Raw genomic sequence first — 25,787 nt, 5'->3', positions numbered from 1 at the left:
CCTGGGCGGACCCGGGACCCATGAGCACCAGCTCTGTCGGTTCCGGATCCGGCGCTCGGTGCCGTTCCGGAAGGACGCTCTCCTGAAGCGAGCCACGTCATGACCGCACCCGCCACCACGACGGCCCCGCCGCAGAGTTCATCCTCGGATGGATCGATCCTGTCCAAGCTCGAGATCGATGTCCGCATGCTGGGCATGCTGGGCGCGCTCGCGGTCATCTGGATCGGTTTCGATATCCTCTCAGGCGGCCTTTTCCTCACGCCGCGCAACCTCTGGAACCTGTCGGTCCAGACTGCGTCCATCGCCGTCATGTCGACCGGGATGGTGCTGATCATCGTCACGCGCAACATCGACCTGTCGGTCGGAGCCATCCTCGGCCTCGTTGGAATGATCATCGGCGTGGTGCAGGTGCAATGGCTTCCCGGCTGGCTCGGCTTCGAACATTGGCTGACGGCGCCGATCGCGGTCCTCATCGCCGTGGCCATCGGCGGCGCCATCGGTCTCTTCCAGGGCTGGCTGATCGCCTATCTCGGCATTCCCTCCTTCATCGTCACGCTCGGCGGCCTGCTCGTCTGGCGCGGGGCTGCCTGGTGGGTCACGGCAGGCCAGACCATCGCGCCCATGGATACACGCTTCAAGGCTTTGGGCGGGGGTGTCGAAGGGGCGCTCGGAGCCACTGCGACCTGGATTCTCGCGTCGATCGCAGGCGGGTTGATCGTCGTCGCCCTCGGCTTCGCCCGGCGCCGGCGCATCCGCTTCGGCTTTCCCGTGCGTCCGGTTTGGGCCGATGCGACCATCACGGTCCTTGCCTGTGGTGCGGTGCTCGGCGCCGCCGCCATTGCCAATTCCTACCCCCTGCCGGTCGGAACCGCACGGCGCTGGGCGGAGGCCAACGGCATCGCCTGGCCGGAAGGCGGATTGTCGATCCCCCACGGGGTTGCATTGCCGGTCCTGATCGCCGTCGTCGTCGGGCTCCTCATGACATTTCTCGCCAGACGCTTGCGGTTCGGTCGCTATGTCTTCGCCATCGGCGGCAATCCGGAAGCGGCGGAACTCTCCGGAATCAACACGCGCTGGATCCTGATGAAGGTATTCGGCCTGATGGGCTTGCTGTGCGGCATCTCCGCCTGCATTTCCACGGCCAGGCTCAACGCGGCGACAAACTCGGCGGGAACCCTCGACGAACTCTACGTCATTGCCTCGGCCGTAATCGGCGGCACGTCGCTCGCCGGCGGAATTGGAACCATCGCCGGTGCGCTGCTGGGCGCGCTCGTCATGCAATCCCTGCAATCCGGCATGGTGCTGCTCGGGGTCGATACGCCCCTGCAGAACATCGTGGTCGGCGCCGTGCTCGTGCTGGCCGTCTGGGTCGACGGGCTCTATCGCCGTCGCATCAAATGAGGGGGCGTGTCATGCACACAAATGGGACAGCGCCTCTCGTCGAGATGCGCGACATCTCCATCGCTTTCGGAGGCATCAAGGCGGTCGACGGGGTGTCCGTTGATCTGCTCCCCGGGGAAGTGGTCGGCTTGCTCGGCCATAACGGCGCAGGCAAGTCGACGCTGATCAAGATCCTGTCCGGCGCCTACAGGCCCGATGCGGGCGAAATCTACGTGAATGGCGAGCACGCGGATATCGCATCGCCCCGCGACGCCAAGCGCTACGGGATCGAGACGATCTACCAGACCCTGGCGCTTGCGGACAATATTGACGCAGCCGGCAACATCTTCCTCGGGCGCGAGGTGCTGACCTCCTACGGCACTCTCGACGATGCCACGATGGAATCCGAGACCCGCAAGGTGATGGCACGCCTCAATCCGCATTTCCGGCGCTTCAAGGAGCCGGTGAAGGCGCTCTCGGGCGGCCAGCGCCAATCGGTCGCCATCGCCCGCGCGATCTACTTCAATGCCCGGGTCCTGATCATGGATGAGCCGACGGCCGCTCTCGGGCCCGCGGAGACGCAGCAGGTCGCGGATCTCGTTCTTCAACTGAAGAAGGAGGGCATCGGCATCTTCCTCATCAGCCACGACATCCATGACGTGTTCGGTCTTGCGGACCGCGTCAGCGTCATGAAGAACGGCAAACTCGTCGGAACCGCGAATGTCGCGGACGTGACGCAGGACGAGGTGCTCGGCATGATCATTCTCGGCAAATGTCCGTCCGGCGCAACGCCGGGACCCGGCGCAAGCTGAGACGAATTCCGGCGTCGTTGCCGGGATCCGGTTGTTCCATCATTCCACGCCGCGCCAGCGGAGCCTGATACGGGCCGTCCCGGAATCACGGCGAGGTTTCGCGGACCGACCATTGCAGATGCTTGATCGAAAAGGCTCCGTTCATGACCCAGACCATCTATGGCACCCTGAAAAACAAGACCGTCCTCGTTACCGGTGGCGCCAGCGGCATCGGCGAGAGCATCGCGACGGCATTCCATGCGCAGGGAGCAAAGGTCGCCGTGCTCGATTATAATGCTGAGGCCGGACTGACGCTGGCGAAGCGCCTCGGCGAAAGGGCGCATTTCGAGCGCACCGACGTCCGCGACATCCCGGCCCTTCAGGCTGCGATCCGCCGCGCGGGCGAAGCGCTCGGCCCCATCACGATCCTCGTCAACAACGCGGCGCGGGACGACCGGCATACGATCGATCAGGTCACGCCCGACTTTTGGCGTGAGCGCTTCGCCACCAATCTCGACCACCAGTTCTTCGCCACGCAGGCCGTGCTGCCCGACATGGAGAAAGCGGGTGGTGGTTCGGTCATCAATATGGGCTCGACAAGCTATCTCGTCAGCAACGATTCCTTCGTGGCCTACAAGACGGCGAAATCGGCCGTCGTCGGCCTCACCCGGGCTCTGGCGCGCGAGCTCGGACCGAAGAACATCCGGGTCAACTCCATCGTGCCGGGATGGATCATGACCCAGCGCCAGATCGATCTGTGGCTGACGCCGGAAGGCGAGGCGGAACTCCTGAAGCGCCAATGCGTGAAACGCAAGCTCGTGCCGGAGGATATCGCGAAGGTGGCGTTGTTTCTCGCCTCAGACGACGCGGGCGCAATCACTGCGCAGAGCTACCTGGTGGATGGCGGCTGGGTTTAAGGCAGAGGGCAGGACCATGCGGCCGCCCTCTCCCCACGGGTGAGGGCACCTCGGATGTGTCCCGGAATGACAGTAGGCCCCGCGTTCAGGCGCGCGATTCCGCGCCGGTCGCAGGCCCGGTGACGGGCTCGTCCTCTCTCCTCATCGTATCCCGCCTGACTACAAGACACAGGATGACCAGCGGGATTCCGATGGCGGAGGTGGCCGAGAAAAGGAGCGGATAGCCATAGGCGTCGACTACGGCGCCCGATGCGCCCCCGATGAGTTTTCCAGGCAGGGCGTAGAGCGAACTGAGCAGCGCGTATTGCGTCGCCGCGAATCCCGGCGCCGTGAGGCTCGACATGTAGGCGACGAGCGCCGAGCCGGCGAAGCCACCAGCGAAGTTGTCGACGCTGATGGCGAGGATCAGCAGATCGAGCCGTGCGCCCTCGACCGCCAGCCAGGAAAACATCAGGTTCGAGGACGCGGCGATGAAGGCGCCGATCAGCAGGGTCCACCACAGGCCCATCCGCGTCGCCGCCAACCCGCCTGCGAAGGCACCGGCGATGCCGATCCAGACGCCGTAGAGCTTCGAGACATTGGCGATGTCGGCTTTCGAGAACCCGAGGTCGATGTAGAGCGGGTTCGCCATGACGCCAGCGACGAAATCCGGCAGGCGGAAACAGGCGACCAGGGCCAGGATCGGGATGAGGACCAGCCCCTTGCGCTGAAAAAGTTCGCTCAGCGGCTCGACAATGGCGGCGGCGAAGGGCAGGCGCTCGCGCACCGCACCGCCGTCGAGCCGGGGTGCAAGGAGCGTTCCCGCGAGTCCGACGCTCATCAGGGCGGCCATGGCGAGATAGGCGCTGCGCCAATTCACGAATTCCGCGATGTAGAGCGCGCCGGCGCCGGCGCAGATCAGGGCCAGGCGATAGCCGAGTTGAAGGCTTGCCGCCATCATGCCCTGGCGCTCCGTCGCGGCCGCGTCGATGCGCCAGCCGTCGATGACCACATCCTGCGTTGCGGAGGAGAACGCCACCAGTAGTGCGGAGGCGATGATGAGCATCAGATGCGTCTGCGGGTCGCCCAGGGCAATGCCGACAAGACCTGCAGCCGTGGCGATCTGGGACAGTGCCATCCATCCCCGGCGCCTGCCGAGCAGACGCGCGAAAAGAGGCGCATCGTAGCGGTCGACGATGGGAGCCCAAAGGAACTTGAACGAATACGCGAGCGCGACCCAACTCAGCATGCCGATTTCGGTGCGTGAGATCCCGGCTTCCCGCAGCCAGGCGGAGAGGGTGCTGAAGACCAAAAGAAACGGGAGGCCCGAAGAGAATCCGAGCGGCAGCATGAGCGCGACGCGCCCGTCCTTCAGGAGATCCGCGAATGCGAGCCGGCGTTTCCCGGGAGACGACGCTTCAGCCATGGTGATCCTTGTTTGCCTGTCGATCTCGCCCGCCAGGGGTCGAGCCCTCAATCTGAGGGCCGGGCCTTGCGACCCCGTTAACGACGTCCCGTCGCTGCGACCATCGTCCGCTCCGTTCCTGCGACGGGACGCGGGACGATGGACTGGATGTCCTGCGCCACACGGCCGGCGAGGCAATCATAGCCTTTGTCACCCATGTGGAAGCTGTCCGGGGACAGCATGGAGCGCAGCTCTGCCGCGGAACGGCTGCCCCATTCCTTCATCATCGCATATCGGGAGAAGACCGGGACATGCCGTTCCTCGCCGATCAGGCCGACGGCCTGCACGTATCTCTCATACCGTGCGATGTCCCGGATCGTCGGAAAATACTGCTGATCGAGCAGGATCATCTCGGTCTTCGTGGCCTTCGCCGCCGCGATCCCGCGCTCGAGCAATGATCGGAAGTTATCCTCCGCCGCGCCCGACACTGCATCGTTGGTGCCCACCTGCCAGATGACGAGATCATATCCGCCGGTTCTGAGGGCCTCTTCCAGACGGAGCACGGTCTGGCTCGCCTTCTCGCCGCCGATGCCGGCATTCACGACCGCCACCTTCTCATGCCAGAGGTTGGTCAGGTCCTCCTGAAGCTGGGCCGGATAGGCCCGATCCGGAGCCGAGGCTCCGACACCTTCCGTCGAGGAGGAGCCGATCGCCAGGATGCGCACGGGTTCGTGGCGGTTCAGCTTCTGCGCGATCGCGCTCAGGAGGCCCTGCGGCCTGAAGACTGCTCCGGTTGCGCGGCAGGCGCCGTCATCGGCGCGGGCTGGAACCGACATCGCCAGAAAAGCCAGGCTCAGGGAGAAAAGCGCCCCGGCGAAGCGGGCGACAGGGAGAGACTTCGTGTCCGGCCGTTTTGCGGGCCGCCCGCGTTGAATTTGTTCCATTCCAGATATCGCGCCAGTGCCAGGAGACCAATGACCCCGGCGATGGTGAATATCATACCGATCATGTGCGGACTAGCAGAGGATTTGACGGCGGCAAGCGTCATGATGACCTGCCCGAGAGCGCTCAGCAGCGATCCGACGGCGAAGATCACCAGGCCGTTGCGGCCAAGCCGCCGAAGGTCGGGGCCGATGATCGTGCGCTCAAGCTTTTCGCCGATGCGCCACTGGACGAGGACATAGGCGAGGGCGACGAAGTGCACCAGACGGCCGAGCCCGAGATCGTATTTCGGCAGGTCGAGCTGCGTGAAGGCCGCGTCGCGCAGTCCCGGTGCGAGACCGAACACATCCGTCAGGACGAAAAGTGAGCTCGCGAGGATGACGACGGCGCAGGTCAGACAGGTCTGCGTGCGCGGAAGGGGGCGAGCGGAAAAGACGATGCCCGCGACGATGCCCAGGGTGAACAGGAGCTGCCACGCGAAGGGATTGAAGAACCAGGTCCCCGGTTCGGGCCAGCTGGGGAGCGCAAGCAGGCCGTCGCGAGCCAGCGCATAGATGCCGAAAGAGACGATAAGGGCGAGGAGCACATGGATCCGTGCCAGGATCAGCGCCGCCGGGGCCCAGAGCATCAGCGCGATATAAAGCGGCAGGATGTTGAAATAGCCGAGCTGGTGACCGAGAACCAGGATGCCGGTGACACCCTTCGTGGTGTTCCCGAACACGGCACTGCGCCCATCGGCTTCGATCAGGCCGATGTCGTCGCTGAGCTCATAGCCGATGGAGAAAAGGGCGATGGCGCCCGCCGTGAGAAGGAGATGAATGCGGTAGAGATCGAACGAACGTCGCAGGCAACGGCGCACGACCCCAAGGGCGTCGCCCTGCGGGAGCCTGGGATAGTACACCAGTGCGACCGAGAGCCCCGAGATGAAGATGAAAGCCTCGGCGGAATCGGAAAATCCGAAGCTGCGCGGCGTGAAATGCTCGATGACGTTGCCCGGGATATGGTTGACGAAGATGATGACGAGGACGAGCCCTCGCCAAAGATCGATCGTCCCATTGCGTCCCACGTCCTTCATCGGCTGCACTTCCCATGTCTCCTATTGAAAACGCCAAGGTGGCACCGAGGTTCGACCGAATCGCGGCGATCGTCGCCGCGATGCTGCTACGCGAACAATCCTTGTCAGACTCTTATCGTCTGAATCGTGCGAAATTCCAGCTTGCAGTCCTTCACTTCTGCATGATCATGCTTGCCGTCAATCTAGACCGACATGCATCATTCTGCGCTCCTGTCCGTGCCGAAAGCGACTCTGCTGCTCAGCTTGGCAAGAAATGTCTCGAGGGCCTTCTCCGGCGCGCACTCGGGTTCGGTTAGCACGCGCAATCCCCATTGCTCCAGCACGGCTTCCGCGACGGGGTTGGGGCGAAGCATGAAGACGTACGAAGGCGGCCGGTCTTTCTCGAAACCTGATGCATTCCACGTTTTCCAAAGGCGATGCAGGAGGAACCGGATGTTCAGATCCGACAGGCTGTATCCGACGAACAGGATGGTCCTGCCCCGCGCGTCGGCGCGGAACTTGATGTCGAGGGGCGATTCGAAGGACAGTCGGTCGAGATAGGCGGTCTCTGCAATGACAATGGATTCATCGTCGTCGAAATCGCCGTGATGCCTGACGATCTGGGGAACTCCGTCGCGAATGCACGCAATGTCCTTGGCATTGACGATCTTCACGTACGGCTTGCCGTGCAGTGCGAATGCGGTTTCTAGGTTGCGGTCGAAATTCGTGGTGTAGATGATCGGGAAATCGAGCTCGCAGATGAGCGCATGCACCTTGGACGTTCGCAACGCTTCTTCCGAAAGAGTCCAATTCCGGTCCATCCAGCTTCGCAGCGGCCCGATACTGTCTTTTTTGAGACGGTAGAACTCGGCAAGCGTCAGGTGATTGACATCCGTTTCGGCAAGATCCGCGTCGTCGATCTTCTTCCGGATGGCTTCGACCAGATCGTCCCCTGCATGTCTCCGGGCACCACCCCAATCCGATAACGCAGAAAGCGAAATTCGGGCTCCTGCGCGGAACGGCAAGGCGCGGAAAAGCTTGGCTCCCTGAACGGTACGGAGCAGCCTCGGCCGTGAACAATGCCCCGGGAGGCAGGCAGGTCATGACGCAGTACAGGATCACGCGGAGACAAGTCCTCCACGAAGGGCGGCGGAGCTTGATCAGACTCACGATCATGCGGCCCGATGGGGAGGAAATGACGCGTGAAGTGCTGGTGAGCCCGCCTGCCGCCGCTGTGCTCCCCTATGACGAGGCGCGGCAAACGGTAATTCTCGTTCGTCAGTTCAGGGCTCCCGCCCTGCAGGTCGGCGCGCCTCCTGAACTCCTGGAGGCGATTGCCGGTATCATCGATCCGGGCGAGATGCCGGAGGCCAGCATCCGGCGCGAGGCCATGGAGGAGGCGGGACTTCAGTTGAACGCGCTCGAACCGCTCGGCGCGGCCTGGGCCTCGCCAGGATATTCAACCGAGCGCATCCACCTCTTCCTCGCGCCCTATTCCCTCGCCGACAGGACAAGCGGGGGCGGCGGGCTCGCGGAGGAGCAGGAGCACCTCGATGTCCGCGAAATCGCTGTTGCCGATCTCAAGTCAATGCTGGAGCGCAATGCCCTCTCGGATCTGAAGACCCTCGTCCTCGCCCAAGCGCTGGCCCTGCGCCACCCGGATCTCTTTGACTGAGGCGGCGCTGCGGCGCTCGGTCTAGTTGTCGACGACGCCCGATGCAGCCGCGTCGATCTGCGCAACGATGCGCGGGTCGAGACCAAGCGCACCCGACAGATGAGCCAGAAAGACCCGCTCCTCCACCGTATTCGGAGTGATGATGCGCCGGGCTGCCGTGTAAACCTGGATGGCGGCTTCCGGCGTCTTCACGGAGGCAGCAAGCTCGGCCGCGCTGGCAGGCCGCGACAGTTCCGCCTCGATGAGATGGACGCCCTCGCCATCGATTCCCGCATTCTTGAGCGTCCCGAGGATGCGTGTCCGCTCACCCTCGTCGATCCGGCCATCGGCTGCCGCCGCGGCGATCATCGCGCGCAGAACCAGCAACGCGGTGTTGTCGCCCTCGGCGCTGGTCGGCGCGGGCAGAGCGGCCGGTGGTGCGGAAGCTGGGATCGGCTCGGCATCGATCAGTGGGCCAGGCTCGCCGCCTTTGTTGAGAAAGCGACCGAACAGGGCTGCTCCCTTGTTCTTCGCCTTCTCCGTAAGCTTGCGGCCCGTTTCCGAATTTACGACGGCCTTGGTCACGCCGAGCATGACGGCGTGCACGGCAGCGTTGCCTTGCGGGGTCTTGAGATAATCCTGGGCACGGCGAAGCAGCAGGTCGGTGAGATCCGCTGGCGGCGGAGGCGATGCGGGCTTTTCGGGCTTCGGCGCGGCCGCGTCGCTTCCCGCGGCCTGCGCCGGAGGCGGCGGGGAGGGCCGGTTCGCCAGGTCGATCAGGTCGCTGAGAAGGGAGCCGGCACCGAGCGGGCTGGCGGCAGCCGGCTTGGGCACCTCCGGCGGCTTGCTGGGCGCGGGTGCGGCAGGCGCCTGCCCGCCGGCAGCAGGCGTTCCCAGTGCGTCGAGAAGTTTCTTGGCATCAAACATGAATCAGCCCCGCTCATCCATGAAATTTACTGGAGGATCCAAAATGACGCAAACTCGCGCCAAGTCTATGGTCGTTCGTCCCAAATAACGGCGTATCGTCTTCTAGAAGATCATGCCGAGGAAACTCCAGACCATCATGGCACCCATGATGTAGTAGATCCATTTCGGCATCCCCGTATTCGTGCTCTGGCGGGACTGCGCATCGACGGCGTTGATCAATTCGGCCTGGACCTGCTGCCCTTTCAGGACCAGCAATGTCAGTCCCTGGATGGCCTCCGCCTGGGCGTTGAGAAGCGTCATCGTGTGCGGCTGCCGTGCCTGCTGATCCGGCGTCGTGTCGTTCAGATGGGCAAGCGATTGTCCGATCTGGCTGATGGCGCCACGCATCACGTCGAAATTCTGGCTCTGCTCGGCGAGGAGCAGGCGCGCCTGGGTAATCGGATCGGGAGCGTTCTTCTGGGCCGCGTCGGAGAGATGCTGGATCAATCCCTCCTGGCCCTTCGTGAGGGCCACCCGCACGGCCTTGCCGGCATCGGAGGCCAACGCCGCCTGAGTCATGCTGACGGCCTTGCCGACCAGCTTGTCGGCATTGGGACTGGCGGGAGATTGGTGACTTTGATCCATGGGGGCGGCTTTGGCTGAAAGATTCGGATGAAGAGCGCTCTCATAGCTCAAATGATCTTCGAGAGCTATGCTCTATCGTTCCAAAGATCGATATTCCTTTGCGTTACCTCGCAAGCAGTGCGCCAGAACACCCGATGGGAATCAAATCAGATCCGGGAAAGCTTGGCCGTTCGAAGCCGCTCGGCATGCCAGCGCAGGTGATCCTCGATGAAGCTGGTGATGAAGAAATAGGAATGGTCGTAGCCTTCCCGGAGGCGCAGGGTGAGCGGTTGCCCGGCCCTGGCGCATGCCTCTTCGAGGAGTTGCGGCTTGAGCTGGCTTTCCACGAAGCCGTCTGCGGTCCCCTGATCGACGAGGAGATCAGGCACCCGCGCACCGCTTTCGATCAGGGCACACGAATCGTACTCGCGCCAGCCAGCCCGGTCGGGACCGAGATAGGCCGTCAGAGCCTTCTCGCCCCAGGGGCAGTTCATGGGCGAGGCGATTGGCGCGAAGGCCGAGACGGCCGCGAAGCGCCCGGGATTGCGCAAAGCGATGGTCAGCGCCCCATGCCCGCCCATCGAATGTCCCATGATGCCCTGGCGCGTCATGTCGGCGGGGAGTTCCGCGCCGATGAGTGCAGGAAGCTCGCGCTCGAGATAGGTGCGCATGCGGTAGGTCTTTCGCCATGGTTCCTGCGTGGCGTCGACGTAGAACCCGGCTCCGAGCCCGACGTCATAGGCGCCCTCCGGATCGTCCGGCACGCCCTCTCCCCGCGGGCTCGTATCCGGCGCGATCAGCAGGAGACCGAGTTCGGATGCGATGCGCTGGGCGCCTGCCTTCACGGTGAAATTCTCCTCCGTGCAGGTCAGGCCCGACAGAAACCAGACCGTCGGTACCGGTCCTGCGGCCGCCTGTGGCGGCAGGTAAGCGGCGAAACGCATGGGCGTGCCGGTCTCAGCAGAGACATGGCGAAAGACGAACTGCGTGCCGCCGAAGCAGCGCGACTGCGAAAGGACCTCGAGCGCCACGGCGATCCCCACTCAATAGATGACGACGGAGCGGATCGACTTGCCCTCGTGCATCAGATCGAAGGCAGTGTTGATCTCGTCCAACGGCATGGTGTGGGTAATCAGGTCGTCGATGTTGATCTTGCCCTCCATGTACCAGTCGACGATCTTCGGCACGTCCGTGCGGCCCCGCGCGCCGCCGAACGCCGTGCCACGCCAGACACGTCCGGTCACGAGCTGGAACGGACGGGTGGAAATCTCCTTTCCCGCTTCCGCAACGCCGATGATGATGCTCTCGCCCCAGCCGCGGTGGCAGCATTCCAGCGCCTGTCGCATCACATTCACATTGCCGGTAGCATCGAAGGAGAAGTCCGCGCCGCCGCCGGTAAGATCGATGATCGCCTGCACGACCTTGTCGTTGCCGACCTCGTTCCGGTTGATGAAGTCGGTCATGCCGAACTTCTCGGCCATGGCGCGCTTGGCCGGGTTGATGTCGACTCCGATGATCTTGTCTGCCCCGACCATGCGCGCGCCCTGAATCACGTTCAGCCCGATGCCGCCGAGACCGAACACGACGACATTCGCCCCAGGCCACACCTTGGCGGTGTAGATCACCGCGCCGATGCCTGTGGTGACGCCGCAGCCGATGTAGCAGATCTTGTCGAAAGGTGCGTCCTCGCGCACCTTGGCGAGAGCGATCTCCGGCAATACGGTGAAGTTGGCGAAGGTCGAGCAGCCCATGTAGTGGAAGACCGTGTCGCCGTCACAGCGAAAGCGCGACGTGCCGTCGGGCATCAGGCCCTGTCCTTGCGTGGAGCGGATCGCCGTGCACAGGTTGGTGCGGCGGGACAGGCAGGATTTGCACTGGCGGCATTCGGGCGTGTAGAGCGGAATGACGTGGTCACCGGGCTTGACGGTGGTCACGCCGGCGCCGACCTCGCGCACGATGCCCGCGCCCTCATGACCGAGGATCGCCGGGAACTTGCCTTCGGAATCGAGACCCGAGAGCGTGTAGGCATCCGTATGGCAGATTCCCGTTGCCATGACCTCCACGAGGACTTCGCCCGCCCGGGGGCCTTCGATGCGAACGGACTCGATGGTGAGAGGCTTGCCAGCCTCCCATGCCACGGCTGCTCTGGTTTCCATGCCGATCTCTTCCTTCTGATGTTGCGGGTGACTATGTGAACCGGGAGGGCACGAGGTCAAGAGAAGGGATCCGGTACCCGCGGGGGTTCCCAAGGTGGCCCCGGATTCCCTATCTCGGTTCGATTGCTCCTATCACGTCGCTATTCAAGGTCTTCAACGTGTCAGATGTCCGCGCCGCCATCATTCCCGTCACGCCGTTCGAGCAGAACTGTACATTGCTGTGGAACGACAGCACCAAGATTGGCGCCGTGATCGACCCAGGCGGCGATCTCGACCGCATCCGTGCAGCCATCGCTCAGAGCGGCGTCAGAGTCGAGAAGATCATCCTCACCCATGGCCATATCGATCATGCCGGAGGCGCGGCCGAACTGAGGGAGGAACTCGGTGTTCCCATCGAGGGACCGCACGAAGCAGACCGGCCGCTGCTGGTGGGTCTGCCGGAACAGGCACGGATGTATGGGCTTGACGGGGTGCGCGCGGTCACGCCTGACCGATGGCTGAACGAAGGCGACACGGTCGTCGTCGGCGACCTCCCCCTCGAGATCTTCCACTGCCCCGGCCACTCGCCCGGCAGCGTCGTGCTGTTCGCACGCAAGGAGCGCTTCGCTCTGGTGGGCGATGTGCTGTTCAACGGTTCCGTGGGTCGAACGGACCTGCCCGGCGGCAATGGGGCTGCCCTGATCGACTCCATCAAGACGAAGCTTCTGCCGCTCGGAGACGATGTCACCTTCATCTGCGGCCATGGCCCGACGAGCACGATCGGTCACGAGCGGACGACCAATCCTTTCCTTCAGGAGGGGATGCTCGCCTGACGGGCCCCGCTTGGTCGCGATCCCAGGGCACTGATCGGAACCGGGGTCCGTCCACGCACAGGGACCTGAGTTTTCCGCGACAGGCGATCCGATGCCTAACGGCTCCAGACGCCGATTCGGGCCTGGCGGGCGTGCCCGGCCGCAGCTTTCATCTCTTCCGTGGCCTGAGCGGTCGCGCGGCCGCCGCCGTTGTAAAGAACGACCGTGGACAGATCCTTCCCATCGATCTGACAGCGATAGGTGTTGGTGGAGGCGACCTCTTCGCAGGCCACCTCCCGTCCTGACAGGTAGCGGACGAGATCGTCCGGCTTGCCGCCACCGGGCGCCCATTCCACGCCGAAGAGGCGAAGGACGCGACCATCGAGAGACAAGGTGGAGGTGTCGATCACCTCAGGCACCCCACGGAGGGAGCCTGCCTCCAGCCCCGTCGATGGGGTGACCGCTCCCGTCTCTGCGGGATCCCGGGAGTCGCCGCCCATTCGAACCAGGGTGAAGGTCCCGAGGGCGAGGAACGCTGCGAGCCCGCCGAGAACGAGCGGCCTTCTGTGCCAAAAGCGGTCTTTGCGCGCAGGATCGGCAGATGCCTGCACGGTCTCGCGTGCCCGGCGAAGCAAGACTGGTACGTGTCCGCCGAGGGCGCTGAGTTTTTCACCCTGACGAGCGGCGGCGCTTCTCCAGCGGGGCGCCTGCCGGTGGAACCAGGCATTGATTGAACGCCAGGTCGCGGGCAGAGGAGACGAGCTCCTCGCCTGTCGCGCCCCGGAGATTGGCGACGACGAACCGACGTCGAGCCAATCCCGATCCGGAGCATCCGCGTCGTGACTCGCAGGCACGCTCTCGGCGTCGGATGGCTCGTCCGTCGCGGCTTTGAATAGCGCGGGTCTTGTCCGACGAATGTCCTCCAGAACCGAGCGCACGACAGTTTCGGCATTCTCCTCGCCGTCAGGGCGAGGGGTTCCGGTCTCGTCCAAGGCGACGACCGTCAGCACGCCGTCTCTCTCTGAGTACCGCAACGAACTTTCGACGATCAGCTCCAGGGGCTGGCGGGCCTCATCGGTCGGATGAAACAGATCGATCTCATGGCGGATGACGGCGCGCACCCGTTCGCGCATGGCCTGCAGACCATCGGCCATGCTTGCCTGGTCGTGACCATCGAACTCAGTCATCGTCCGAATCCTCCGGCGTCATGATCTGGTCGTCGGCGCCCTGGTCCAGCACGAGACTGCCCTCGGCCGAGATGATGGGCTGGTTGTCGACGACGCTCACTACGAGTTGAAGGGCTCCGGTGCCCTGCGTCTGTCGACCCCGCCGCGGATTGGCTGCGCTGAATTCGAAAATCGCCTGCACGGTGCAATCGTTGCCCTGCGCTTCGCAGGCGACCTGAATGGTATCTTCGAGGGGGCGGTACTGACGCTCGGGCCAACGGCGAATGAAGCGCCGCTTCTCGCGCATGAGGTTGCGCAGGCTGACCAGCCTGCCGTGGAAGAGCACGCGCGGGGCATAGAATTCCGCCGTGGCATCGAGCGTGTCGTCCGTCGCGGCCGACCAGGACCGGAGATAGCGGATCGTCAGATTTCGCGCGGCTTCGGTGCGCTCAGGGTGCGGGTCCCCCTTTGCCACCGCTGGAGCGCTCCGCTCGGGAGGACCGACCTCCGCGGGCGGCGGTGGGTTCGATCCTGCCGTATCGGAAGGCGCCGGGGTAACCGGTGGCGGAGGGGGGGCAGGTTCGGCGGGTGCAGGCTGCGCCTGGGGTGGAGAAGATGCTCCCAGATCAGCGGGAGGATCGACCCAAGGCCGGTTTGCCTGGGCTTGCGCGGCGGGGCCGATGGCGAGCACGGCGACAAGCAGGGCCGTCGTTCTCAAGAGATGTGTGCCGGTCGCCGCGATGGTTTTCACGCTTCTCACCTTCCATTGCGGGAGAGAAAGCGGTTTGGAGCGGCCGAGGTTCCCTACGGACAGGTGTTTCCGGAGGAGGGGGCGCTGACGTTGTCTGGCGCCTCCCGGAGGGTCAGCAGCCGGTGATCCTTGGTGTCCGTTCGACTTCGAGGGCGAAAATCGGGCGCAGCCTTGTGCCCAGGACATTGCCGGCGAAGGCCGCCACGAGCCACACCCAGCCATGCAGGGAGCCGGAAGCGATGCCGGAGAAATAGGCGCCGATGTTGCAGCCATAGGCGAGGCGCGCGCCATAGCCCAGGAGCAACCCGCCCACAATGGCGGCGATCGCGGAGCGCAGGGGGATGCGCCAGACGGGAGCGAAACGGCCGGCGAGGGCGGCCGCCAGGAGGGCGCCCAGCACGATGCCGATATCCATGACCGACGTGACGTCGTTGAAAATGCTGCCGTGAAGCTCGGCTTGGCGGGCGGGCGACGACCAATAGGGCCAGCTCACCACGTCGAATCCGATCGCTTCGGCGATCTTCGAGCCCCAGAGAGCGAAGGCCGATGTGATGCCCCAGGGGCGTCCGGCCAGTGCGAGGGTCGCGAAGTTCAGGAGCGCCAGGGCCACGGCGCCGGCCACCAGCGGCCAGGGGCCGCGCAGGACACGGGCAAGGCCCGTGCGCGGCGGCGAGGCCGCCACGTCGAGGCGGCCGTGACGGCGACGCTCGAAGATCATCGTCACTGCTGCAATGGCACCGAGGACCGCCAGTTGCACCGCAAGCGAGATCCAGGGCCCCCAGAGCTCGATGATCGAAACCTTGGGAAGGCTCGGCAGGGCCGCCCACCAATGGAGGTGGGCCGCACCGATGGCCGAGCCGGCGATGAAAGCCGCCAGGGTGATCAGCATGCGGGTCGAACCGCCGCCCACCGTATAGAGCGTACCCGAGGCGCAGCCGCCACCGAGCTGCATGCCGATGCCGAAGATGAAGGCGCCGAACACGACCGAGATCCCGGCAGGGGAAACGAGGCCAGAGACCGGCTGACCGAACAGGGATCCCGAGGCGAGTACCGGGAAGAACAGAATCGACGCGACGGCGAGCATGACCATCTGGGCGCGCAGGCCTTTGCCCCGCCGGTCCGAGATGAAGACCCGCCAGGCCGAAGTGAAGCCGAAAGCGGCGTGATAGAGCGCCAGACCCATCGCCGCGCCGAGAACATAGAGAAGGGCCTGGCGCGGATGGACGACGGCACCGATCAGAACGGCACCGGCGGCGATGCCGATGCCGGCGGCAAGCGAAGCCTGGGGATTGGCTCCAGATCCCGCACGGACAGGCCGAGGGGGCGCCGAAGCGACGGCGGATCCTGACATGTTGGACATCCTGGTCTCGGAATGGCGGCCGTGCCTTTCCGGTTCGGGCCAAGTGGCCTACGAATTCACATCGTCAAACATGAGCTCTGCTTAATTTACATTCAAGATGCAAATCCAGAAATTATAAACAGACAATAAATGTTATTTATCCTCTGGGGCCCGCCGCAGCTGGGAAGGCAGCCTTATAAGCCACAAGGCGATGGCCAGCGCCATCAGCAGCAGGGCCGATACGAGCCCTGTGACGCCCGGCCAGCCACAGGACGACCAGAACACCCCGCCCAAGGTGCCGATCGCACTCGAGCCCAGATAATAAGAAAAGAGATAGAGGGCGGACGCCTGCGCCTTCGCCGTCTGGGCTCGCTGTCCGACCCAACTGCTCGCGATCGAATGCGCGCCGAAAAACCCGAAGGTTACGGAGACGACTCCGAGCAGGATCACAGGCAGGGACCCGGAAAGTGTAACGACCGAGCCGCCAAGCATGATCAGGATCATGGCCCAAAGCACTTTTCTTCGCCCGAGCCTCCCGGCAAGATCACCCACGAATGTCGAGCTGAAGGTGCCGACGAGATAAATGACGAAGATCGCTCCGATGGCGGTATGGCTGAGGCCGTAGGGCGGCGCGATCAGGCGGTAGCCCAGGTAATTGTACAGGGTCACGAACCCGCCCATCAGCAGGAAGGCTTCCGCAAACAGTGCCCGGAGCCCCGGGTCGCGCAGGTGCGTCGCGAAAGAGTCCAGAAGCGCTCCGGGATTGGCACGTTGTGGCTGGAAGTGGCGTGATTCCGGCAGGCTGCGCCATGCTGCGAAAGCGGCAGCGATGCCGAGGAGGCCGATGGTGCCAACGGCGACCCGCCAGGATGCGAGGTCGGTGAGAACTCCGGTAATGATGCGTCCCGCCAGGCCGCCGATGGCGTTGCCGCCGATGAACAGGCCCATGGCGAGGCCGACCGACCGGGCATCGACCTCCTCGCTCACATAGGCCATGGCGATGGCTGGGAGGCCGCTGAGGGTCGCACCGATCAGCAGGCGGGTCAGGAGCAGCGTCTGCCAGTCCCACGAGATCGCGGAGAGTACCGTCAGAAGGGCCGAGGAGAAGAGGGATGCCACCATCAGGGGCTTGCGGCCCCAGACCTCGGAGACGGACCCGGTAACCAGCATGGTGACGGCGAGCATTCCCGTGCTCAGCGAAAGGGAGAGGCTGCTGGCGGCGGCGCTGACCCCGAACTCCTGCGAGAAGACGGGCAGCAGGGGCTGTACGCAATAGAGGATGGCAAAGGTGGCAAAGCCGGCGGCGAAGAGGGCGAGATTCAGGCGCCTGAAGGCGGGCGTCCCGCTTTCGAGCCGTCGCGCTTCCTGTGCGCCATGCTCATGCATTCCATTGCTCCACGCGCTATGTCCTGTCCTGTTCCCCGCTCAAAAAGCAAGGCTTTGCGAAAAGGGGGCCAGGATCCATTCCGCCCATGCATGGAATGCCTGTCGCCTTTGCGCTTTTCTTTCGCGGCGAACCATTGCTCATGGCAGGGGGTTGATAGATCGTCCCATCCAGCACTTCCTGGACGATACCGATTTTCGAGACATTCATGGTTGCTCCTTCGATGGCCCGACGGGCCGCATCCGCCGCGGAAGCGGATTCTGGCCGTATCGCGTCGACATCGCAGTTCCGGGGCACCGTCCTCATGGTGGTCTCGACGGTCTTCTTCGCCTGTTCAGACGTCGTCACCAAGGAGCTTGCCGGCCGGCTTCCGGCCGTGGAAGTCGCCTGGCTGCGCTATGTCACCTTCGGACTCCTGGTGATCCCCTTTCTCCTCGCTACCGGCGGCGGCACAGCCCTGCGCTCCCACAGCCCGAGCCTCCAGGTCCTGCGCGGCCTCGGCATGGTCGGATCGGCTCTGTTGTTCACGGCAGGCCTTCCCTATCTTCCCGTCGCCGAGGCGACAGCGATCTACTTCGTCTCTCCGATCCTGATCATGGCTCTCTCCATTCCTTTCCTTGGAGAAGTCGTCGGCTGGCGCCGGTGGAGCGCGGCCTGCGTCGGCCTCCTCGGCGTTCTCCTCGTGATCCGTCCCGGCACGAGCACCTTCGAAGCGGCCGCGATCCTCCCGCTCCTCGGTGCCACGAGCTGGGCCACGGCCGCCGTCGTCACCCGCAAGATGAGCGGCAGGGATCAGGCCGTGACGACGCTCGCCTATTCGGCCCTGGTCGGCGTGATCCTTCTCAGCCTGTTTCTGCCCTTCGTCTGGGTCGCTCCAGGTCTCTCCGAGATTGGTCTCGGCCTTGCCATGGGCGTCCTTTCGACCATGGGGCACTGGCTCGTCATTCTCGCGTATCGCCATGCCAACGCCTCGGCAATTGCCCCCTTCTCCTATGTTCAGCTCCTGTGGGCGGGCTTTCTCGGCTATCTCGTGTTCGGGTCCATTCCTGATTCCCTCACGATCGCCGGAGCCGGGATCATCGCGCTCAGCGGCCTCTACACGGCCTATCGCGAACGTGTCCGGGCGCACTCCGCGAAAGCCTGATCATGTTGGCTGACCTAACGTTAGGGTGTAGGCTCCTCAGCCTTGATCGTGCTGTCGGGAGTTGCTCATGCCCGGAGAGAGCACATCGCATGTGGTCGGGAGCCCGCGCCGTCTCGCGGCGATTCTTGCTGCGGACATTTCCGGGTACAGCCGCCTCATGGGATCGGACGAGGAGGGGACGCTTGCCCGCCTCAAGCGGCACCGGCGCGAGCTGATCGAACCGACGATCCAGGAGCATTACGGCCGTCTCGTCAAAACCACGGGCGACGGCTTCCTGGCCATGTTCGACAGCCCCCTCGAGGCCGTCCGCTGCGCCATCGTGATTCAGCAATCCATGGCGGCCCGCAACACCTCGCTCCCGCCGGAGCAATGGATCCGCTATCGCATCGGCGTCAACCTCGGTGATGTGATCGTGGATCCCGACGACATCTATGGCGAAGGGGTGAACATCGCGGCGCGGCTCGAGAATCTCGCCGATCCCGGCGGAGTGTTCATCTCGGGCGGCGTTTACGAGCAGATCAAGAACAAGCTGGTCTGCGGCTACCAATCCCTTGGCGACGAAAAACTCAAGAACATCACCGACCCTGTGCGGATCTACCGGGTCCTGCCCGATCCGGCCGCGGTGGCGAAGGCGGCACGCAGCCATTGGGGCTGGGCAGGAGCGGGCGTAGTGACCCTGCTGGTCCTGGGGGCCGTCGGCTGGTCGCTGATGAGGCCCGAGCCGTCCGAGGGTGCGCGGCAGACCGCAGGCCTGGAGCAGCCAGCGACAGGATCGGTTCCGGCTCTGCAGCCGCCCCCTGCGGAGACGCAGCCGACAAGCGACCTTGCCAACTCCGGATCACTGCCCGGGATGCCACCGGTCCCTCCGCCCTCCAGCGGCGTCCTGCCGATTCCGATCGTCCCGGCCCCGCCGGCCCCACCGGCTCCTCCAAAGCCGGCGCCGACAGCCGCCGTGATTCCACCGGCACCCATCAAGCCTGCAGAATCCGGGTCTCATGTCCGCGATTGCCAGGGATGCCCGGAACTCGTCCGCGTGCCGGCAGGAAATTTCCGGATGGGAAGCGATGAGGATCCATCGGAAAAGCCCATCCATCTGGTGCAGGTCGCAGCCTTTGGTCTGGGGCGCTATCCGGTCACGGTCGCCGAATGGAATCAATGTGTCGCTGCCAAGGCGTGCGCCGATGTGGTGCAGGGGGACGAATCCGACCCGGCGCGCAATCTCAGCTGGCTCGACGCCCAGCAATACGTCGCCTGGCTCGCCAGGACCACGGGCCAGCCATACAGGCTGCCGAGCGAGGCGGAGTGGGAATATGCGGCGCGGGCGGGATCCGCCAGCCGCTTCTGGTGGGGCGAGAAGATGGCGCCTAAGATGGCCAATTGCAAAGGCTGCGGCGAGCCTTACGATGTCCATCAACCTCTGAAAGTCGGCAGCCTGTCGGCCAACCCGTTCGGGCTGAACGATCTCAACGGCGGCGTCGCCCAATGGGTTGCGGATTGCTGGCATGCCACCTATCACGGCGCGCCCGCGGACGGATCCGCGTGGGCGGAGCCGAATTGCCGCGAGCACGTGCTGCGCGGCGGGTCCTGGCGCAATGACGCCAGCTATGCCCGGTCGGCCAGTCGCATGCACTACGATACCGGTGTCCGCTATCCCGCGCACGGCCTGCGGGTCGCGCGCTCGCTGTGAAAGGAGAGGATTCATGCCTGCCGACCTTCAGCGCCGCCTCGCCGCCGCGATCGTGCTGTCCGGCTCTATCCTCTCCGGAGCGGCGGCCTCCGCCCAGGCACAGGCCCCAGCCCAGGCGCCGGCACCTCCCCAGGCGCCGCTCCCGTCCCAGGACCCGACCCCGGCGCCATCGGACGCGGTTCTCTACATCATCTACCCCCGCGACGGGCAGCGGATCCGGGGATCGTTCCCTGTCCGCTTCGGCCTGCGCAACATGGGCGTGACCCACGCCGGCGACAGGACACCCAACATGGGCCACCATCATCTCCTGGTCGACGTGCAGGACGCGATCGAGCCGACCGAGCCGCTTCCGACCGACAGGCAACACCTCCACTTCGGGGCCGGCCAGACGGAGACCCGCCTTGACCTCCCGCCGGGGCGTCATACCTTGCAGCTCGTGCTCGGCGACGCAGACCATAAGCCGTTCAAGCCGGTTCTCATGTCGAAGAAGATCACGGTGACGGTCTTGCCGCCGCGGGCGCGCAAGGCACCGCAGACGAGTCGGGCGGAGCGCTGACGGGACGCGCTTGAAAAACCGCGAAATTGTTGGAGATCACCGTCTTCTTTAACTGGCTGTTAACCATAAAACGACGAAATCAGAGCATATAAGGAATCTGATTTCGTGACCATTGCCGTTCGCCCCCGCCCCTCCCTTCGCTTCCGTGGCAGATCGTTTCTGGCCCTGGTTCTCGCGCCCGTCGTGCCGCTGCGGGACTGGCTCGAGGACCTCGACGCGGTGGCTAAAGGATCCCCCGGTTTCTTCGCGGACCGGGCGATCATCCTCGATGTTTCGGCGCTCAAGCCGTCCAAGTCCGAACTTAAGTTCCTCCTCGCGGCCCTCAAGATGCGCGAGATCCGCATCATCGGGCTGGAGGGCGCTGCCCCACAGGTTCTCGACGCCGACATGCCTGCGGCGGTCAATGGCGGCCGTTCCGCCGGAGATATCGAGGTGCCCGATCTCGATGCCCTGCCGGTCGGCGTCACGTCGACACCGGAGCCCGCGGCGAACTCGACTCTGCTGATCGAGGGCTCGCTCCGGTCAGGCCAGTCGATCCTGCATACCGATGGCGACGTAACCATTCTCGGCTCGGTCGCTTCCGGTGCCGAAGTCGTGGCTGGCGGCTCCATCCACATCTACGGCGCCTTGCGCGGACGCGCCATCGCAGGCTGCACCGGCAATGCGCGCGCCCGCATCTTCTGTCGCAAATTCGAAGCCGAGCTCATCGCCGTCGATGGGCTTTACAAGACGGCTGACGATCTGGGGCCGAAGTTCCGCGGTCAGCCGATCCAGGTCAACCTGGATGGCGATGCCATCATCCTGAAATCGTTGGACTGACAGACAGAAAAGAGAGACGACAATGGCCAAAGTCTTGGTCGTAACATCTGGCAAAGGCGGCGTTGGCAAGACGACCTCCACGGCGGCTCTGGGCGCTGCGCTGGCCCATGGCGGTGAGAAGGTCGTCGTGATCGATTTCGATGTCGGCCTGCGCAATCTCGATCTGGTCATGGGCGCTGAGCGGCGGGTCGTGTTCGACCTCATCAACGTCGTGCAGGGCGATGCGAAGCTCAACCAGGCGCTCATTCGGGACAAGCGGATCGAGAATCTCTCGCTGCTTCCCGCTTCGCAGACCCGGGACAAGGACGCGCTGACCGAAGAGGGCGTGGCCCGCGTCCTGACAGAGCTTCGCGAGAAGTTCGATTGGATCGTGTGCGACAGCCCGGCGGGCATCGAGCGCGGCGCAACGCTCGCCATGCGCCACGCGGATGTCGCGGTGGTCGTCACCAATCCGGAAGTCTCCTCCGTCCGCGATTCCGACCGCATCATCGGCCTGCTCGATTCCAAGACCGAGAAGGCTGAGAAAGGCGAACGCGTCGAGAAGCATCTGCTCCTGACCCGTTACGATCCCGTCCGCGCCGAGCGCGGCGAGATGCTGAAGGTCGACGATGTGCTCGAGATCCTCTCCATCCCGCTGATCGGGATCATTCCCGAGAGCGAAGAGGTGCTGCGCGCCTCGAACGTTGGTTCGCCTGTCACCTTGAACAATCCGACCAGCGCGCCAAGCAAAGCCTATTTTGATGCCGTTCGGCGCCTGAAGGGCGAGACGGTGGAGATGACGGTCCCGACCGACAAGAAGGGCCTGTTCGGGAAGCTGTTCGGACGGAGGGCCGCATGAACTTGTTGAGCTTCTTCAGTCGCCGTACCTCCGCGCCGGTGGCGCGGGAGCGACTTCAGATCCTTCTCGCCCACGAACGTGGCGTCGTCGGCGGCAAGTCCGATCTCGTTGCGGTTCTGCGCGAAGAGATCCTCGCCGTCGTCCGCCGTCACGTGACGATCGAGCACGATGGTGTTCAGATCAAGATGAATCGCGGGTCCGACATGTCGACCCTCGAAATCGAGGTCGAAATTCCTGCTCCTGCCTCGGCAGGAGCCTGACACAAAGTGGAAAGGGCGCCCCGATGGGCGCCCTTACCTTATGTGCTTCGATAGGAGCCCACGCTTAGGCGATGCTCACGCAGCCGAAGAAGATTCGGCTTCTGCAGCGGGTGTCGCCGTTTCCGCATCCGGCCGCTGTGGATAGCTGCGCGGCAGGTTCGAAACGGGACGGTTGGGTGTCGCCGATGGCGTCCGGGCGGTCGCCGTCTGCAGGTCGCCCTGGACGCTCTCGAGCAGGGACGCGATCCAGGAATTGCCCGTTCCCATGCTTTCACGAAGGGCGGTCTTGGCCACGTCGATCTTCGCCGAAACCTCCATGAGGTTGCGGGACTGCAGCGTGGCGAAATCCTGTTCGATGGTCCGCAATTCGCGCAGAAGCTCATCCCGCAGCGAACTCTGTTCCTCGCTCGTGATCAGAGGCGAGGCGAGCATGCCGCGCAGCGCGGCCCAGCGTAGACCGAGAGCGCTGACCGATTGAGATCCGTCAAGGCCTGCGAGATTTTTGGAGTCTGCCACGGCGTTGTCCCTTTTCTTGTGACATTAGAATCATGCCGACCGAGTGAGGGCCATGGTTGTGGCGTGAATCGGGCAAGCGCACGGAAATCACGCTCTCGATCGCATCATTTCGAAGGAGCGCAACACTATCCTTAACGGATCGATAACTTGAAGGATCAGATGAGCGCCGCTTTGCGTCATTCTGTTACCGGATGAAGAAGTAGATCGTCAGCAGGGCGCCGACCGCAATCACGAGCCACCTGATCACCGGTGCCGGGAGTTTCCGCCCGAATGCCACGCCCGCATATCCTCCGATGACGGATGCCGCACCGACGATGAACGTCTCGCGCCAGCTGACCAAGCCCGCAATGATGAACAGGACGACCGCCACGAGCTGGATCACGGTGGAGCAGAGGTGCTTGGCGGAGTTGATGAGATGGAAATCATCCCCCTCCGTGATGGCGAGCGCCGCCAGCATGACGATGCCCATGCCGGCGCCAAAGAAGCCACCATAGACTGCGACGAGGAACTGGAATGCCAGTCCTGCGGCCCAGGCGCGCCGGGAGGGATGCTTGCCCTCCGCGCGGCCGATGGAACGCGCGAGGGAGACGATCTGGGGACTCGCCGCAAACAACAGGGTGGCAAAAAGCAGGAGCCATGGCACCAGCAGCCGAAAGGCGGCGTTGTCCGTGGCGGTCAGGATATAGGCGCCGAGCAGGCCTCCGATCAGGCTGACGATGCCGAGAGCGGCGAATCGCTTGAGGTTCGCCGCGAGCTCGCGGCGGTAGGCCCAGGCGCTGGCAAAATTGGCCGGCGTAACCGCGACGGCGCTCGTGGCGTTGGCCATGATCGGCGGAAGTCCCGCGGCGATGAGCGCCGAGAACGTGAAGAAAGTGCCTCCACCCGCGATGGCGTTGACGAGGCCCGCTCCGAGCCCGGAGGCGGCAAGGAGCGCTGCAGTTGAAAGATCCATGATCGACAATTGTGCGAGAGAGCCCCTATCGGGACAAAGGGATGAACGTGTCTCATAGAGCATTGGGCCTGAAAAGTGGAATCCGCCTTTGGGATCGCTCTGTTGCCCTCATCCATTGAGCAGCGCTTCGTCACTTGCGGAGAACTGGTTCCTTGCCTTTTCGCGCGGGTAGCAAGGGCCCAGGTGGCAAGTGCCAGGTCCGCTTGCCCCGTCGCGAAAGAGGGACGCCCTTGTCAAGGTGTTTGGACAACGGACTGCTGCTGGCCCCCTCACTTCAGCGCGTCGAGACGGGCGCTGGCCTGGTCGATTCCCTGGGCCAGCGCCCGGCCATAGAGGTCTCTCGCCTTCGCGGCGTCGCTCCGGATCCCAACCGCGCCCCGCTCGGACAGGACGTGAGGATCGAACGTTTCCGCGAGGATGAATGTGGCGCGGGCACTGCCTGCCTCTCGCGCCCGTTCGAGCAGGAGACGGGCGCCGCTGATATCGCCCTGCCGGAAAAGCGCATCGCCGCGCATGGTCAGGCGATCCTCCGCCGAGGCGGATGGCAGTGCGACGTTCGTCTCCGGACCACGCGCCGCGGGACGGGCCTGTGTCGACGAGGGCGGTGTCCCACCTTTCTCCCGTGCTGACAATACGGGCGTCGCTTGGGTCACTTCGGCCGATGCGATCGGTTCTACGGCTCCCACAGATGAAATTGTTCCCGTCTCCGCGACCGGCTGGGAGGGCGCAGCGCGATCCTCGGATTCATGCGGCACGATAGCGCGGACACCGATCCTTTCGAGACGGAGTATCAAAGGCGTCGATCCGGTTTCCCTGATGCCTCTCACAACACGGAATTCCTCCAGCACGTCTGCCAGCTGATGCACAGCGGCATCGGCCCGTTGCCGTTCCTGCTGCGCCTCCTCTCTCAGGCGCGCCACGAGTTCAGCAGAGGATGAGGCCTTCTGGCTCTGCGCCTCCTCGAGGGCATGCATCTTCTCCGTGGTGCCGACGAGCTCCTGAACCGCAGCCTCGGCGCGCACCCGCTGCTGCTCCAGAGCCGTCTGCAAGTCAGCCGCATTTCCTGTGGCGGAGGCAGTCTTCGCATGGACGGCTTTGAGTGCATTGAACTCCTCGGTCACCGCAGCGAGGTTCCGGGCGGCCACGTCCGCGCGCTCGCGCTCCCGATCAAGCGCCTGCGCAAGCTCGGTCACTCTGGGCGCTGCCACGACCGCATCGCCCACGTTCTGCTGGAGGCTGGCCTGTCGTGAAGAACGGGCCGCGCCGTCATCGACGGTTTCCGGCAGGTCGAGGGCCTGCAGGGCCTTCGGGAAGTCCGGATGACGCAGCCAGTCGATAAGAATGGAGGCCAGCGCGCCCGCCTCCATGGCCTCGCGGAGCTGGCGCTCTGCCAGGTCGAGATCGTTCTGCCGGATGAGCCTCTCGAGATTGGCAGCCATTTTCTTGTGCTCGGGCAAGGTCACGATAAGCGGCAGCAATCTCGTGATGTCCTCCGCCGGGATGAAGGGCTGGACTATCGGTCGGGCATTCTGTTCCCGATCCAGGTCGATCCCTTGCGCTGGCATCGCGGCGTTGGCGGCAGTCGATGATGGCAGGTCATTCGCCCTTGCGGACAGGGGGATGGCCAAGAGGGATACCAGCAGTATTTCTGCTGCGATCGTACGGGCGGAACCCGGCGGCAGATGATGCGGTGACGCGCGCTTGGCGGCAGCTACGGACGAGAAAATCGGGTCGTCGCATCGTTTCATGTCGGACCTCCTCGGCGGGGGTTCCCCT

Annotated in this window: 26 protein-coding genes; 11 read left to right on the top strand and 15 right to left on the bottom strand. The window is 64.3% G+C overall.

Going from position 1 to position 25,787, the window contains the following annotated elements:
• The first annotated feature begins 99 nt into the window (after positions 1 to 99).
• From AC522E_RS18965 to AC522E_RS18955, 3 genes are all read left to right on the top strand, one after another.
• Positions 100 to 1,401 carry a sugar ABC transporter permease gene (locus tag AC522E_RS18965; RefSeq protein WP_500747784.1) on the top strand — a complete coding sequence of 434 codons (1,302 nt, stop codon included), beginning with the start codon at positions 100 to 102 and terminating at the stop codon, positions 1,399 to 1,401.
• An 11-nt stretch (positions 1,402 to 1,412) separates the two neighbouring features.
• On the top strand, positions 1,413 to 2,192 hold the full coding sequence (locus AC522E_RS18960) for an ATP-binding cassette domain-containing protein (RefSeq protein ID WP_500747783.1): 780 nt from the start codon (positions 1,413 to 1,415) through the stop codon (positions 2,190 to 2,192).
• A gap of 143 nt (positions 2,193 to 2,335) precedes the next feature.
• Positions 2,336 to 3,088, top strand: a complete 753-nt coding sequence (locus tag AC522E_RS18955; RefSeq protein WP_500747782.1) for an SDR family NAD(P)-dependent oxidoreductase — start codon at positions 2,336 to 2,338, stop codon at positions 3,086 to 3,088.
• Positions 3,089 to 3,173: 85 nt separating this feature from the next.
• Here the strand turns inward: AC522E_RS18955 and AC522E_RS18950 are convergent, their stop codons facing one another.
• The 4 genes from AC522E_RS18950 to AC522E_RS18935 all read right to left on the bottom strand — a co-directional run bounded on the left by AC522E_RS18950 (position 3,174) and on the right by AC522E_RS18935 (position 7,256).
• Complete coding sequence (locus tag AC522E_RS18950; protein WP_500747781.1) at positions 3,174 to 4,493, bottom strand: AmpG family muropeptide MFS transporter; 1,320 nt, start codon at positions 4,491 to 4,493, stop codon at positions 3,174 to 3,176.
• Between the two features lie 77 nt (positions 4,494 to 4,570).
• A complete protein-coding gene (locus AC522E_RS18945) occupies positions 4,571 to 5,308 on the bottom strand; it encodes an SGNH/GDSL hydrolase family protein (RefSeq protein WP_500747780.1) in 738 nt (245 codons plus the stop codon).
• A gap of 17 nt (positions 5,309 to 5,325) precedes the next feature.
• Complete coding sequence (locus AC522E_RS18940; protein WP_500750761.1) at positions 5,326 to 6,489, bottom strand: OpgC family protein; 1,164 nt, start codon at positions 6,487 to 6,489, stop codon at positions 5,326 to 5,328.
• Between the two features lie 197 nt (positions 6,490 to 6,686).
• Positions 6,687 to 7,256, bottom strand: coding sequence for an SIR2 family protein (locus AC522E_RS18935; protein ID WP_500747779.1), 570 nt, complete (start codon positions 7,254 to 7,256; stop codon positions 6,687 to 6,689).
• Positions 7,257 to 7,663: 407 nt separating this feature from the next.
• On the opposite strand from AC522E_RS18935, the gene AC522E_RS18930 reads away from it, so the two are divergent.
• Positions 7,664 to 8,143: an NUDIX domain-containing protein gene (locus tag AC522E_RS18930; protein WP_500747778.1), complete on the top strand. Its 480-nt coding sequence runs from the start codon at positions 7,664 to 7,666 to the stop codon at positions 8,141 to 8,143.
• A gap of 21 nt (positions 8,144 to 8,164) precedes the next feature.
• Here AC522E_RS18930 and AC522E_RS18925 read toward each other — a convergent pair whose 3' ends face one another.
• The 4 genes from AC522E_RS18925 to AC522E_RS18910 all read right to left on the bottom strand — a co-directional run bounded on the left by AC522E_RS18925 (position 8,165) and on the right by AC522E_RS18910 (position 11,808).
• Positions 8,165 to 9,049, bottom strand: a complete 885-nt coding sequence (locus AC522E_RS18925; RefSeq protein WP_500747777.1) for a tellurite resistance TerB family protein — start codon at positions 9,047 to 9,049, stop codon at positions 8,165 to 8,167.
• A gap of 102 nt (positions 9,050 to 9,151) precedes the next feature.
• Positions 9,152 to 9,673 carry a hypothetical protein gene (locus tag AC522E_RS18920; RefSeq protein WP_500747776.1) on the bottom strand — a complete coding sequence of 174 codons (522 nt, stop codon included), beginning with the start codon at positions 9,671 to 9,673 and terminating at the stop codon, positions 9,152 to 9,154.
• Positions 9,674 to 9,819: 146 nt separating this feature from the next.
• Positions 9,820 to 10,683, bottom strand: coding sequence for an S-formylglutathione hydrolase (gene fghA, locus AC522E_RS18915; RefSeq protein ID WP_500747775.1), 864 nt, complete (start codon positions 10,681 to 10,683; stop codon positions 9,820 to 9,822).
• A 12-nt stretch (positions 10,684 to 10,695) separates the two neighbouring features.
• Positions 10,696 to 11,808, bottom strand: coding sequence for an S-(hydroxymethyl)glutathione dehydrogenase/class III alcohol dehydrogenase (locus AC522E_RS18910; protein ID WP_500747774.1), 1,113 nt, complete (start codon positions 11,806 to 11,808; stop codon positions 10,696 to 10,698).
• A 158-nt stretch (positions 11,809 to 11,966) separates the two neighbouring features.
• On the opposite strand from AC522E_RS18910, the gene AC522E_RS18905 reads away from it, so the two are divergent.
• Positions 11,967 to 12,620, top strand: coding sequence for an MBL fold metallo-hydrolase (locus AC522E_RS18905; RefSeq protein WP_500747773.1), 654 nt, complete (start codon positions 11,967 to 11,969; stop codon positions 12,618 to 12,620).
• Positions 12,621 to 12,715: 95 nt separating this feature from the next.
• Here the strand turns inward: AC522E_RS18905 and AC522E_RS18900 are convergent, their stop codons facing one another.
• From AC522E_RS18900 to AC522E_RS18885, 4 genes are all read right to left on the bottom strand, one after another.
• On the bottom strand, positions 12,716 to 13,786 hold the full coding sequence (locus tag AC522E_RS18900; protein WP_500747772.1) for a thermonuclease family protein: 1,071 nt from the start codon (positions 13,784 to 13,786) through the stop codon (positions 12,716 to 12,718).
• Entirely contained in the window at positions 13,779 to 14,516 is a 738-nt protein-coding gene (locus AC522E_RS18895) for a hypothetical protein (RefSeq protein WP_500747771.1), read from the bottom strand. The genes AC522E_RS18900 and AC522E_RS18895 overlap by 8 nt, the downstream gene beginning before the upstream one ends.
• A gap of 112 nt (positions 14,517 to 14,628) precedes the next feature.
• On the bottom strand, positions 14,629 to 15,867 hold the full coding sequence (locus AC522E_RS18890) for a YeeE/YedE family protein (RefSeq protein ID WP_500747770.1): 1,239 nt from the start codon (positions 15,865 to 15,867) through the stop codon (positions 14,629 to 14,631).
• Between the two features lie 141 nt (positions 15,868 to 16,008).
• Positions 16,009 to 17,241, bottom strand: coding sequence for an MFS transporter (locus AC522E_RS18885; protein WP_500747769.1), 1,233 nt, complete (start codon positions 17,239 to 17,241; stop codon positions 16,009 to 16,011).
• A gap of 206 nt (positions 17,242 to 17,447) precedes the next feature.
• Here AC522E_RS18885 and AC522E_RS18880 point away from each other — a divergent pair, with 206 nt between their 5' ends.
• From AC522E_RS18880 to minE, 6 genes are all read left to right on the top strand, one after another.
• Positions 17,448 to 18,383, top strand: a complete 936-nt coding sequence (locus AC522E_RS18880; protein ID WP_500747768.1) for a DMT family transporter — start codon at positions 17,448 to 17,450, stop codon at positions 18,381 to 18,383.
• A 67-nt stretch (positions 18,384 to 18,450) separates the two neighbouring features.
• A complete protein-coding gene (locus tag AC522E_RS18875) occupies positions 18,451 to 20,070 on the top strand; it encodes an SUMF1/EgtB/PvdO family nonheme iron enzyme (RefSeq protein ID WP_500747767.1) in 1,620 nt (539 codons plus the stop codon).
• 13 nt (positions 20,071 to 20,083) lie between these two features.
• Complete coding sequence (locus tag AC522E_RS18870) at positions 20,084 to 20,626, top strand: DUF4399 domain-containing protein (protein WP_500747766.1); 543 nt, start codon at positions 20,084 to 20,086, stop codon at positions 20,624 to 20,626.
• Positions 20,627 to 20,731: 105 nt separating this feature from the next.
• The gene (gene minC, locus AC522E_RS18865) at positions 20,732 to 21,445 is read left to right on the top strand and encodes a septum site-determining protein MinC (RefSeq protein WP_500747765.1); all 714 of its coding nucleotides are present in this window, start codon (positions 20,732 to 20,734) and stop codon (positions 21,443 to 21,445) included.
• 22 nt (positions 21,446 to 21,467) lie between these two features.
• Positions 21,468 to 22,283: a septum site-determining protein MinD gene (gene minD / locus AC522E_RS18860; RefSeq protein ID WP_500747764.1), complete on the top strand. Its 816-nt coding sequence runs from the start codon at positions 21,468 to 21,470 to the stop codon at positions 22,281 to 22,283.
• Positions 22,280 to 22,543, top strand: a complete 264-nt coding sequence (gene minE / locus AC522E_RS18855) for a cell division topological specificity factor MinE (RefSeq protein ID WP_500747763.1) — start codon at positions 22,280 to 22,282, stop codon at positions 22,541 to 22,543. Before minD ends, minE begins: the two co-directional genes overlap by 4 nt.
• 75 nt (positions 22,544 to 22,618) lie before the next feature.
• Here the strand turns inward: minE and AC522E_RS18850 are convergent, their stop codons facing one another.
• The 3 genes from AC522E_RS18850 to AC522E_RS18840 form a co-directional block, all read right to left on the bottom strand.
• A complete protein-coding gene (locus AC522E_RS18850; protein WP_500747762.1) occupies positions 22,619 to 23,059 on the bottom strand; it encodes a hypothetical protein in 441 nt (146 codons plus the stop codon).
• Positions 23,060 to 23,243: 184 nt separating this feature from the next.
• Positions 23,244 to 24,011, bottom strand: a complete 768-nt coding sequence (locus AC522E_RS18845) for a sulfite exporter TauE/SafE family protein (RefSeq protein ID WP_500747761.1) — start codon at positions 24,009 to 24,011, stop codon at positions 23,244 to 23,246.
• A gap of 269 nt (positions 24,012 to 24,280) precedes the next feature.
• On the bottom strand, positions 24,281 to 25,759 hold the full coding sequence (locus AC522E_RS18840; RefSeq protein ID WP_500747760.1) for a hypothetical protein: 1,479 nt from the start codon (positions 25,757 to 25,759) through the stop codon (positions 24,281 to 24,283).
• Positions 25,760 to 25,787 lie beyond the last annotated feature (28 nt).

The sequence above is a fragment of the Microvirga sp. BF8 genome (assembly GCF_059888585.1).
Note: the sequence above shows the minus strand (reverse complement) of the source record. Positions and strands in the feature narration are given on the sequence as shown.

Bases quoted from the DNA above. Each gene is read 5' to 3' on its own strand.
- AC522E_RS18965 (WP_500747784.1), top strand. From the start codon at position 100: ATGACCGCACCCGCCACCACGACGGCCCCGCCGCAGAGTTCATCCTCG.
- AC522E_RS18960 (WP_500747783.1), top strand. From the start codon at position 1,413: ATGCACACAAATGGGACAGCGCCTCTCGTCGAGATGCGCGACATCTCC.
- AC522E_RS18955 (WP_500747782.1), top strand. From the start codon at position 2,336: ATGACCCAGACCATCTATGGCACCCTGAAAAACAAGACCGTCCTCGTT.
- AC522E_RS18950 (WP_500747781.1), bottom strand. From the start codon at position 4,493: ATGGCTGAAGCGTCGTCTCCCGGGAAACGCCGGCTCGCATTCGCGGAT.
- AC522E_RS18945 (WP_500747780.1), bottom strand. From the start codon at position 5,308: ATGTCGGTTCCAGCCCGCGCCGATGACGGCGCCTGCCGCGCAACCGGA.
- AC522E_RS18940 (WP_500750761.1), bottom strand. From the start codon at position 6,489: ATGAAGGACGTGGGACGCAATGGGACGATCGATCTTTGGCGAGGGCTC.
- AC522E_RS18930 (WP_500747778.1), top strand. From the start codon at position 7,664: ATGACGCGTGAAGTGCTGGTGAGCCCGCCTGCCGCCGCTGTGCTCCCC.
- AC522E_RS18925 (WP_500747777.1), bottom strand. From the start codon at position 9,049: ATGTTTGATGCCAAGAAACTTCTCGACGCACTGGGAACGCCTGCTGCC.
- AC522E_RS18920 (WP_500747776.1), bottom strand. From the start codon at position 9,673: ATGGATCAAAGTCACCAATCTCCCGCCAGTCCCAATGCCGACAAGCTG.
- AC522E_RS18910 (WP_500747774.1), bottom strand. From the start codon at position 11,808: ATGGAAACCAGAGCAGCCGTGGCATGGGAGGCTGGCAAGCCTCTCACC.
- AC522E_RS18900 (WP_500747772.1), bottom strand. From the start codon at position 13,786: ATGACTGAGTTCGATGGTCACGACCAGGCAAGCATGGCCGATGGTCTG.
- AC522E_RS18890 (WP_500747770.1), bottom strand. From the start codon at position 15,867: ATGTCAGGATCCGCCGTCGCTTCGGCGCCCCCTCGGCCTGTCCGTGCG.
- AC522E_RS18885 (WP_500747769.1), bottom strand. From the start codon at position 17,241: ATGCATGAGCATGGCGCACAGGAAGCGCGACGGCTCGAAAGCGGGACG.
- AC522E_RS18880 (WP_500747768.1), top strand. From the start codon at position 17,448: ATGGTTGCTCCTTCGATGGCCCGACGGGCCGCATCCGCCGCGGAAGCG.
- AC522E_RS18875 (WP_500747767.1), top strand. From the start codon at position 18,451: ATGCCCGGAGAGAGCACATCGCATGTGGTCGGGAGCCCGCGCCGTCTC.
- AC522E_RS18870 (WP_500747766.1), top strand. From the start codon at position 20,084: ATGCCTGCCGACCTTCAGCGCCGCCTCGCCGCCGCGATCGTGCTGTCC.
- minD (WP_500747764.1), top strand. From the start codon at position 21,468: ATGGCCAAAGTCTTGGTCGTAACATCTGGCAAAGGCGGCGTTGGCAAG.
- minE (WP_500747763.1), top strand. From the start codon at position 22,280: ATGAACTTGTTGAGCTTCTTCAGTCGCCGTACCTCCGCGCCGGTGGCG.
- AC522E_RS18845 (WP_500747761.1), bottom strand. From the start codon at position 24,011: ATGGATCTTTCAACTGCAGCGCTCCTTGCCGCCTCCGGGCTCGGAGCG.
- AC522E_RS18840 (WP_500747760.1), bottom strand. From the start codon at position 25,759: ATGAAACGATGCGACGACCCGATTTTCTCGTCCGTAGCTGCCGCCAAG.